Source organism: Streptomyces sp. NPDC037203 (assembly GCF_055605065.1).
Window position 1 is genome coordinate 458042 of sequence record NZ_JBVJUC010000005.1, and the last position, 8726, is coordinate 466767.

The 8726-nt window shown below is 71.8% G+C and carries 8 protein-coding genes; 5 read left to right on the forward strand and 3 right to left on the reverse strand.

The window, feature by feature from the left end; translation table 11 throughout:
- Positions 1-42 precede the first annotated feature (42 nt).
- Complete coding sequence (locus ACZ7EC_RS18150; RefSeq protein WP_471063583.1) at positions 43-1254, reverse strand: pyridoxal phosphate-dependent aminotransferase; 1212 nt, start codon at positions 1252-1254, stop codon at positions 43-45.
- Between the two features lie 321 nt (positions 1255-1575).
- Between ACZ7EC_RS18150 and ACZ7EC_RS18155 the strand changes: the two genes are divergently transcribed.
- Entirely contained in the window at positions 1576-2448 is an 873-nt protein-coding gene (locus ACZ7EC_RS18155) for a S1 family peptidase (RefSeq protein WP_471063585.1), read from the forward strand.
- A 19-nt stretch (positions 2449-2467) separates the two neighbouring features.
- On the opposite strand, the gene ACZ7EC_RS18160 is transcribed toward ACZ7EC_RS18155, so the two are convergent.
- Positions 2468-4099 (reverse strand): N-acyl-D-amino-acid deacylase family protein, encoded by a 1632-nt coding sequence (locus ACZ7EC_RS18160; protein ID WP_471063587.1) that lies wholly within the window; start codon positions 4097-4099, stop codon positions 2468-2470.
- Between the two features lie 48 nt (positions 4100-4147).
- The gene (locus tag ACZ7EC_RS18165) at positions 4148-5419 is read right to left on the reverse strand and encodes an alanine racemase (RefSeq protein ID WP_471063589.1); all 1272 of its coding nucleotides are present in this window, start codon (positions 5417-5419) and stop codon (positions 4148-4150) included.
- A 164-nt stretch (positions 5420-5583) separates the two neighbouring features.
- Here ACZ7EC_RS18165 and ACZ7EC_RS18170 point away from each other — a divergent pair, with 164 nt between their 5' ends.
- The 4 genes from ACZ7EC_RS18170 to ACZ7EC_RS18185 all read left to right on the forward strand — a co-directional run bounded on the left by ACZ7EC_RS18170 (position 5584) and on the right by ACZ7EC_RS18185 (position 8489).
- Complete coding sequence (locus tag ACZ7EC_RS18170; protein WP_471063648.1) at positions 5584-6633, forward strand: sugar kinase; 1050 nt, start codon at positions 5584-5586, stop codon at positions 6631-6633.
- On the forward strand, positions 6630-7391 hold the full coding sequence (locus ACZ7EC_RS18175; protein WP_471063590.1) for an IclR family transcriptional regulator: 762 nt from the start codon (positions 6630-6632) through the stop codon (positions 7389-7391). The genes ACZ7EC_RS18170 and ACZ7EC_RS18175 overlap by 4 nt, the downstream gene beginning before the upstream one ends.
- Positions 7392-7404: 13 nt before the next feature.
- The gene (locus tag ACZ7EC_RS18180; protein WP_471063592.1) at positions 7405-7827 is read left to right on the forward strand and encodes a RidA family protein; all 423 of its coding nucleotides are present in this window, start codon (positions 7405-7407) and stop codon (positions 7825-7827) included.
- Between the two features lie 62 nt (positions 7828-7889).
- Positions 7890-8489 carry a hypothetical protein gene (locus tag ACZ7EC_RS18185; protein WP_471063594.1) on the forward strand — a complete coding sequence of 200 codons (600 nt, stop codon included), beginning with the start codon at positions 7890-7892 and terminating at the stop codon, positions 8487-8489.
- Positions 8490-8726 lie beyond the last annotated feature (237 nt).

Consider the following 8726-nt stretch of genomic DNA (forward strand, 5'->3'; position numbering starts at 1 on the left):
AAGCCTGTCGACTACGGACCGCCGTACCGGGGTGGCCCCGGTCTACGGCTGCCCGTAACCGTCCAGGAAGGTCCCGATCCGCGTCACCGCGTCCTTCAGGTCGCCGACGCTCGGCAGGGTGACCACGCGGAAGTGGTCCGGCTCGGGCCAGTTGAAGCCCGTGCCCTGCACCACCATGATCTTCTCCTGGCGCAGCAGATCGAGGACCATCTGCCGGTCGTCCCGGATCTTGAACACCTGCGGGTCGAGCCGCGGGAAGAGGTACAGCGCGCCCTTCGGGCGGACACAGCTCACGCCCGGAATCTGCGTCAGCAGCTCGTACGCCGTGTCCATCTGCTCCTTCAGCCGGCCGCCCGGCAGCACCAGGTCCTGGATCGTCTGGCGCCCGCTCAGCGCGGCGACCACGCCGTGCTGCCCCGGCATGTTGGCGCACAGTCGCATGTTCGCCAGGATCGTCAGGCCCTCGATGTAGGAGTCGGCGTGGGCGCGGGGCCCGGAGATCGACATCCAGCCCACCCGGTAGCCGGCCACCCGGTACGCCTTCGACATGCCGTTGAAGGTCAGCGTCAGCAGATCGGGGGCGACCTTCGCGGTCGGGGTGTGGGTGGCGCCGTCGTAGAGGATCTTGTCGTAGATCTCGTCCGAGCAGACCAGCAGATTGTGCCGGCGCGCGATGTCCGTCAGCCCCTTGAGCATGGCCTCGTCGTAGACCGCGCCGGTGGGGTTGTTCGGGTTGATGACGACGATCGCCTTGGTGCGGTCGCTGACCTTGCGTTCGATGTCGGCGAGGTCGGGCATCCAGTCGGACTGCTCGTCGCAGCGGTAGTGCACCGCGGTACCGCCGGACAGCGAGACCGCGGCCGTCCACAGCGGGTAGTCCGGCGCCGGTACGAGGACCTCGTCGCCGTCGTCCAGCAGGCCCTGCATGGCCATCACGATCAGCTCGGAGACGCCGTTGCCGATGAAGACGTGCTCGACGTCGGTGTCGATGCCGAGGGTCTGGTTGTGCATGACGACCGCGCGCCGGGCGGCCAGCAGGCCCTTGGCGTCGCCGTACCCGTGGGCCGTGGAGACGTTGCGGAGGATGTCCTCCAGGATCTCCGGCGGGCACTCGAAGCCGAACGCCGCGGGGTTGCCGGTGTTGAGCTTGAGGATGCGGTGTCCCGCCGCCTCCAGCCGCATGGCCTCCTCGAGAACCGGGCCCCGGATCTCGTAACAGACATTGGCGAGCTTGGTCGACTGGATCACCTGCATACGCGCGAGCTTAGGGCGCCGTGGCCGCTCATGGGTGGTGTTTTCCACCACGCGAGATGGTGTTTTGCCCCCGTATCGCCCCGGTGGCGCCCCGCGCCCTCCGCCTCTCGCCGGAATCCGCCGTCCCGTCGGAGCGGCCCCGCGGGCGCGTCGGGGGTGCGCGCCCGGCCCGCCGGTGATCACAGGCGTCGCACAGGGAAACCCCTACGGCCTGATCCGCCTTCTTGTTCCCGCCCCTCGCTGCGCCGAGAATGCGCATGACAAAACTGCGGGCGACCGGAAATCCCTCCGGTCGCTCCCGTCGTAAGAGGGGACCCCCACATGAACAAGCCTCTCCTCGCCGCGCTCTCCGCCCTGGCCCTGGCCGGGCTGGGCGCGGCCCCCGCGGTCGCCGCCCCACTCACCGCGGCCCCCGCCCCGCATTCTGCCGCTCCGGCCCCCAAGGCGAAGACGCCCGCCGTCACCGTCGACTTCGCCGGCACCGTCTCGCTCAGCGACTGCTCCGGCTCGGTCATCCGCTTCCCCGGCTCGGCCGACACCGACCCGGCGCTGGTGCTGAGCAACGGCCACTGCCTGGAGTCCGGCTTCCCCGACCCCGGCGAGGTCATCACCGGCCAGTCCTCCAGCCGTACCTTCGGCCTGCTGAACGCCAGCGGCAGCAAGATAGCCACGCTGCGCGCCAACCAGGTCGTCTACTCCACGATGACCGACACGGACATCACGATCTACCGCCTCACCACCACCTACGCGCAGATCAAGAGCTCCTACGGCATCAGCCCGCTCACCCTGAACGACACCCACCCCACCGCGGGCAGCGCCATCAAGGTCGTCTCCGGGTACTGGAAGAAGACCTACAGCTGCAGCATCGACGGCTTCGTGAACCAGCTGAAGGAGGGCGACTGGACCTGGAAGGACTCGGTCCGCTACACCTCCAGCTGCGACACCATCGGCGGCACCTCCGGCTCCCCGGTCATCGACACCAGCACCGGCAAGGTCGTCGCCGTCAACAACACGGGCAACGAGGACGGCCAGCGCTGCACCGTCGACAACCCGTGCGAGGTGGACGCGAACGGCAACGTCACCGTCCACCAGGGCACCAACTACGCCGAGGAGACGTACCAGATCCCGGCCTGCTTCACCACCGGCAACAAGCTGAACCTGAGCGCATCCGGCTGCACCCTGCCCAAGCCGTAAGCCGCGGGGGGTACGACGCTCACCCCTGCGTCGGCGTCCGGCGGACCGACCGCCCCGCGAGCACGTCCGTCCGCCGGCCGTCCTCGATGACGAAGCGGCCGTCGACGAGGACGTACGGGATGCCCGTCGGCGGCGTCCGGGGCGCCTCGAACGTGGCGCCGGACGCGACCGTCTCCGGGTCGAACAGCACCAGGTCCGCCCGGTACCCCTCGCGCACCAGGCCCCGGTCCGGCAACCGCAGCCGGGCCGCGGGCCGCCCGGTGAGCCGGGCGACGCACTCCTCCAGCGACAGCACGCCCGACTCCCGTACGTAGTGCCCGAGATAGCGCGGGAAGGTGCCGTACGCCCGCGGGTGCGGCTTCGCGCCCCGCAGGATGCCGTCGGAACCGGCGGTGTGGGCGCGGTGGCGCATCAGGGCGCGGACGTTGTCCTCGTGACCGACGTGCTGGAGGACGGTCGTACCGAGCCGGTCCTCGATCAGCAGCCGCCGGGCCACCTCCCAGGGCGACCGGGCCTGTTCCGCCGCCAACTCGCCGACCGTGCGCCCCACGTACCCGCCGAGTGCCGGGTCGGCCACCCCGGAGACCTCGACCGTCCCCCAGTCCACCGGCACACCGTGGCAGCCGTCCGAGCCGGTCACCTCCAGCTCGTGCCGGATGCGTTCGGCCGTCACCGGGTCCGCGAGCCGTTCCGGCACCCGCGCCGGACCGCCCTCGCCCGCCCAACTCGGCAGCAGCGCCGCCAGAGTGGTGCAGCCGGGGGTGTAGGGGTACGTGTCGAACGTCAGGTCCGCCCCCGCGTCCAGGGCGCGGTCGAAGAGGTCCAGCAGCTCACCGGCGCGCCCCTCGTTCACGCCGAAGTTCAGGGTGGCGTGCGCCAGATGCAGCGGACAGCCCGCCTCCCGCGCCAGCGCGATCATCTCCGCGTAGGCCGCCAGCGCGCCGGCGCCGTAGGAACGGTGATGCGGGCAGTAGTAGCCGCCGTACGATGCCACCACCCGGCACAGCCCGGCCAGTTCGGCGTCGTCGGCGTACATGCCGGGGGTGTAGGTGAGCCCGGAGGACAGCCCGACGGCCCCCTGTTCCATCCCCTGCGCCACCAGCTCCCGCATCCGGCGCGCCTCCCCGGCGGTCGCGGGCCGGTCCTCCCACCCCATGACGAGCGCCCGCACGGTGCCCTGCGGGATCAGGTACGCGGCGTTCACCGCGATCCCGCGCCCTTCGAACCCGGAGTCCAGCCGGTCGAGATACTCCCCGACCGTGCGCCAGCCGAAGTCGACGTCCTCGCCGTACCCGTTCCACCCGGCGATCGCCCGGCGCACCTCCTCCAGCGTCGGCTCGTCCACCGGCGCGTACGACAGCCCGTCCTGGCCGATCACCTCCAGGGTGACCCCCTGCGCGGCCTTCGCACTGTGGTCGGGGTCGCGGAGCAGCGCGAGGTCGGAGTGGGCGTGCATGTCGATGAAGCCGGGGGAAAGGACGAGCCCTTCGGCGTCCAACTGGCGCTGAGCACGCGGGCGCTGGCACCCCGCCGCCGCGGCCTCCCTGACGATGGAGACGATCCGCCCGCCGTCGACGACCACATCGGCCCGGTACGACGGCTCGCCGCTGCCGTCGACCACCTCGGCGTCCCGGACGACCAGGTCCTCCATGCCGGCCTCCCGACCGCTCCAGAAGCTCGCCTGCGCTGTTCGCCTGCTCTAGAAGTAGGTGCGGAGGTAGTCGACCACCGTCCCGTCGGCCTCCGCCACCGGGATGAGCTGCCACTTCTCGAAGACCGTGCACGGATGGGAGAGCCCGAAGCCGACCCAGTCGCCCACCTGGAGATCCGCGTCGGCGCCGGTGCGCAGCCACAGATGCTGGTCGGACAGCGCGGTCACCTCGATGCCGGCCGCCGGCCGCTCACCGCCGTCCCGGCGCACCACCCGCGCCACCGGCAGATCGAGGTCGTACGAGACGTCCCGCTTCCCCGCGTTCACGAACGCCTCCGTCGCCGAGGGCCGCGAGACCACCTGCGCCCACAGCCGGAACGCGGGCTCCAGCGCGCCCTCCTCGGGCACCCGGTTGAACGGGGTGAGCGCGCGGTAGTGCACATCGTCGTGCGAGACGTACGCGCCGGAGCGCAGCAGCTTGAGCACGGGCCTAGACAGCGCGGGAACCTTGCCGAAGACATCGGCGACGACATCGAACCACTCGCTGCCGCCGGCGCTGACGACGATCTCCTCGGCTCCCTCGAACAACCCGTCCCGGTCGAACTCCGCCGCCAGGTCGACGAGTTGCTCAAGCCAGGCGCGCACCCGCACCGGATCGGCGCCCGGCACCTGGGCCTCGTACCCCGCCACGCCGACCAGCCGCAGCGCCCGCGCCCGCCCAACGGCCCCGGCGACGGCCCGCGCGTCCGCCGCCGTACGGACGCCGGTACGGGCCCGCTCGCCCGCGCCCAGCTCCACGACCACGTCCACCGGCCGGGCGCCCCCCGCGAGGGCCGCGTCCATCAGCTCCGCGCCGCGCACCGAGTCGACGTAGCAGACGAAGCGGAAGCCGGGGTCGGCGGCCAGCTCGCCGGCGAGCCAGCGCAGGGCCGCGCCGTCGACCAGCTCGTTGGCCAGGAAGACCCGCTGGACCCCGAACTCACGTGCGACCCGCACCTGGTGGGGCACGGCCAGGGTGATCCCCCACGCGCCGTGCTCGATCTGGCGCCGGAACAGCTCCGGCGCCATGGAGGTCTTGCCGTGCGGGGCGAACGCGAGGCCGTGGCGGGCGGTGTACGTCTCCATGAGCGCGAGGTTGTGCGCGAGGCGCTCGGCGGACAGGACGAGGAGCGGCGTGGTGAAGCCACCGTCCGCGTCGAACAGGTTGCGCCGCTGGGCGGCCAGCTCCCCGACGGTGAGCCCGTGGGCGTCCGGCGGGAGGCCCTTGAAGCGGTGGTCGACCCGTTCCCCGGCCAGCCGGTCGAGCGCTTCGGTGTCCATGGGAGCCCTTCTTCGTCCGGCACGCGGTCGCCATTGCATTCTGTGCAACGGTCATTGCAGGTGGTGCTCACTGCTGTCTAGCATCTCGCCGACACCGGGTCAACGGAGCGGTGTCGTCGGCGCTTGGAGGCTCGGGAGTGGACATCGTCGCGCTGGGCGAATCCATGGTCGCCTTCATCCCCGCCCGCCCCGGCCCGCTGGCCGACGTGCCCCGCTTCTCCCGCGCGATCGGCGGCGCGGAGTCCAACGTGGCCTGCGCGATGGCGGCGCTCGGCCACTCGGCGCGCTGGGTGAGCAGGGTGGGGGCGGACGGCTTCGGGGAGTGCGTGCTCGCGGGGATCGCCGGATACGGGGTGGACGTCTCCACGGTCCGGCGCGACCCGTCCCGCCCGACAGGCGTCTACTTCCGCACGGCGGCGGACCGGGGGACGGGGGCGCACGAGGTGGCGTACTACCGGGCCGGGTCGGCGGCGTCGGCGATGTCCGCGGCGAACGTGGACATGAAGGCGGTACGGGAGTGCCGGGTGCTGCACCTGTCGGGGATCACGGCGGCGCTGTCGCCGCAGTGCCGGGAACTCCTGCGGCGGCTGACCGCCCCGGACGCCGGGCGCCCCCTGATCTCCTTCGACGTCAACTACCGGCCGGCGCTGTGGCGGCGCACGGACGCGGCCCGCGTCCTGCTGGAGCTGGCCCGCCGGGCCGACATCGTGTTCGTGGGCGAGGACGAGGCGGAGGAGGTGTGGGGAGTGACGGGGGGCCCGGAGGCGATCAGGGGGATGCTGCCGGAGCCGGAGGCACTGGTGGTGAAACAGGGAGCGTCGGGCGCAACAGCGCTCTACCGAACCACGGGCGGTCCTGCCGTCGGACCGGCACAGCGCGCCCATGAGCCGTCGGCCCCCGTGCACGCCGCGGCGCACCGCGCTTTCGAGCCGTCCCCCACCGTCACCCCCGTATCACCCACCGGCGCCGGAGACTCCTTCGCCGCCGGCTACCTCTCCGCCACCCTCCGCGGCCTCCCCCCGGCCCAACGCCTCCGCCACGGCCACCTCGTCGCCGCCGCCACCCTCACCACCCCCGCCGACCTCGCCCCGCCCCCCACCCGCGCCCACGCCGATCGCCTCGCCGCCCTGGACGAGGCCGCATGGGGAAGACTGCGACTCGCCCCCGGCTGGACGCAGACCGCGCGGGCCCCCGAGGAGGCGAACACCCCATGAGTCAGACCGTCGACCGCGCCCTGAGCATCCTGCCGCTGCTCGCCGAGGGACCCGCCGACCTCGGCCGGGTCGCCGACCGCCTCGGCGTCCACAAGTCCACCGCCCTGCGCCTCCTGCGCACCCTGCACGAACACGGCCTGGTCTACCGCCAGTCCGACCACCGCTACCGCCTCGGCGCCCGCCTCATCGCCCTCGCCCAGGAGGCGATGGAGAACCTGGACATCCGCGAGATCGCCCACCCCCACCTCGTACGGCTGAACGAACAGTGCGGCCACACCGTCCACCTCGCCGTGCACGACGACAACGAGGTCCTCTACATCGACAAGGTCGACAGCCGCTACCCGGTCCGCATGTACTCGCGGATCGGCCGGCCGGTCGCCCTCACCGTGGCCGCCGTGGCGAAACTCCTCCTCGCCGATCTCCCCGAGCCCGAACGCCGCGCCCTCGCGGAGAAGCTCGACTACCCGGCGTACACCCCCCGTTCGACCCCGAACGCCGACGCCTTCCTCCAGGAACTGGCCAGGGTCCGCGAACAGGGCTGGGCCGCTGACCTCGGCGGCCACGAGGAGTCCATCAACTGCGTCGCCGCCCCCATCCGCGGCGCCGACGGCCGGGTGGCCGCCGCGATGTCGATCTCCGCTCCGAACGTGGTCGTCACGGCCGACGAACTCCTCGCCCTCCTCCCGCTGGTCCGCCGCACGGCGGACGCGATCAGCGCGGAGTACTCCGGTAGAACACCAGTGACGGAACACCCGTAAAGGATCCAGACCCGTGGAAAAGACCGCCCTGACCCCGAAGACCCACACCACCCCGCCCGCGAAGTTCTCGCACGGGGTGCGCAAGGGCAACATCCTCCAGGTCGCCGGCCAGGTCGGCTTCCTGCCCGCCGCGGACGGCAAGCCCCCGACCCCGGCCGGCCCCACCCTGCGCGAGCAGACGCTCCAGACCCTCGCCAACGTCCAGGCCGTCCTGGAAGAGGGCGGCGCGAGCTGGGACGACGTGATGATGCTCCGCGTCTACCTCACGGACGTGGACCACTTCGCCGAGATGAACGACATCTACAACGCCTACTTCGAGGCCCAGGCCCTCACCGAGCCGCCCGCCGCCCGTACGACGGTCTACGTGGGCCTTCCGCCCGGCCTGCTGATCGAGATCGACGCGCTGGCCGTGCTCGATTCCCCTGGTGCGGCGTAAGTTGCCGACGCGACGCGCGGGCTGACTGGTTCCGGCACAGGGAAGTCGTCCATACTGCCGCCGTGGAGCAGCGCATAGGAACAGACAGCGGTCCGTTGAACACCGAAGCGTTGAAGGCGGAAGCGGTGAAGGCCGAGCCCGTGACGGGCGCCGGCTTCGACCCGGCCTTCATTCCGGGCATCACGGCCCCGGCGGCGCCCTTGGCGAAGCAGGAGGAGCCGGGGGAGCCGGAGGCCGGGGCGCCGGCCGCGCCGCCGGAACCCGGTGAACCCGCCGAGTCCGCGGAGCCGGCGGCCACCGAGTCCCCGGCACCGGAGGCCACCGAGGAGGCAGCTGAAGAGGCCGCCGCGGACGACGACGAGCCCGACGCGTCCGCCGAGGGCCCGGTCTTCGAGGCGGCCGACCGCCGCGCCAGGATCGTGGCCGACCGCAAGGGCGTCCGCCTCAGCCTGGACGAGGAGGCCTGCGAGTTCCGGTGGGCCGAGATCGCCGCGGTGGAGTCGGAGACCCCCCGCTTCGGCAAGCGCTACACCATCACGGTCCACACCCCGGACCGCCGCTGGTACCCCATCGAGATCGACGCCACGTCCCGCTCCCGATTCAAGGAATGGGACGAGCAGCTGGACGCGGTCCTGGACGCCTACTTCGAAGACGGCGACTGACCGGCCCTCGCTCTCCACAAGCCGGCTCCCCGCGGAGCCGGCGAGGGCGGTCAGACCCCCCGAGAACCTCTGATAAAGTTTGGTCCACCGGAAGGGAAACGCGAGAGCGGGAACCGGAAGGCACCGAGGAAATCGGATCGAGAAGATCTGATAGAGTCGGAAACACCGAAGGGAAGCCCGGAGGAAAGCCCGAGAGGGTGAGTACAAAGGAAGCGACCGTTCCTTGAGAACTCAACA

Excerpts from the sequence above, each read along its gene's own strand:
- ACZ7EC_RS18150 (WP_471063583.1), bottom strand. The coding sequence starts at position 1,254 with ATGCAGGTGATCCAGTCGACCAAGCTCGCCAATGTCTGTTACGAGATC.
- ACZ7EC_RS18155 (WP_471063585.1), top strand. The coding sequence starts at position 1,576 with ATGAACAAGCCTCTCCTCGCCGCGCTCTCCGCCCTGGCCCTGGCCGGG.
- ACZ7EC_RS18160 (WP_471063587.1), bottom strand. The coding sequence starts at position 4,099 with ATGGAGGACCTGGTCGTCCGGGACGCCGAGGTGGTCGACGGCAGCGGC.
- ACZ7EC_RS18165 (WP_471063589.1), bottom strand. The coding sequence starts at position 5,419 with ATGGACACCGAAGCGCTCGACCGGCTGGCCGGGGAACGGGTCGACCAC.
- ACZ7EC_RS18170 (WP_471063648.1), top strand. The coding sequence starts at position 5,584 with ATGGTCGCCTTCATCCCCGCCCGCCCCGGCCCGCTGGCCGACGTGCCC.
- ACZ7EC_RS18175 (WP_471063590.1), top strand. The coding sequence starts at position 6,630 with ATGAGTCAGACCGTCGACCGCGCCCTGAGCATCCTGCCGCTGCTCGCC.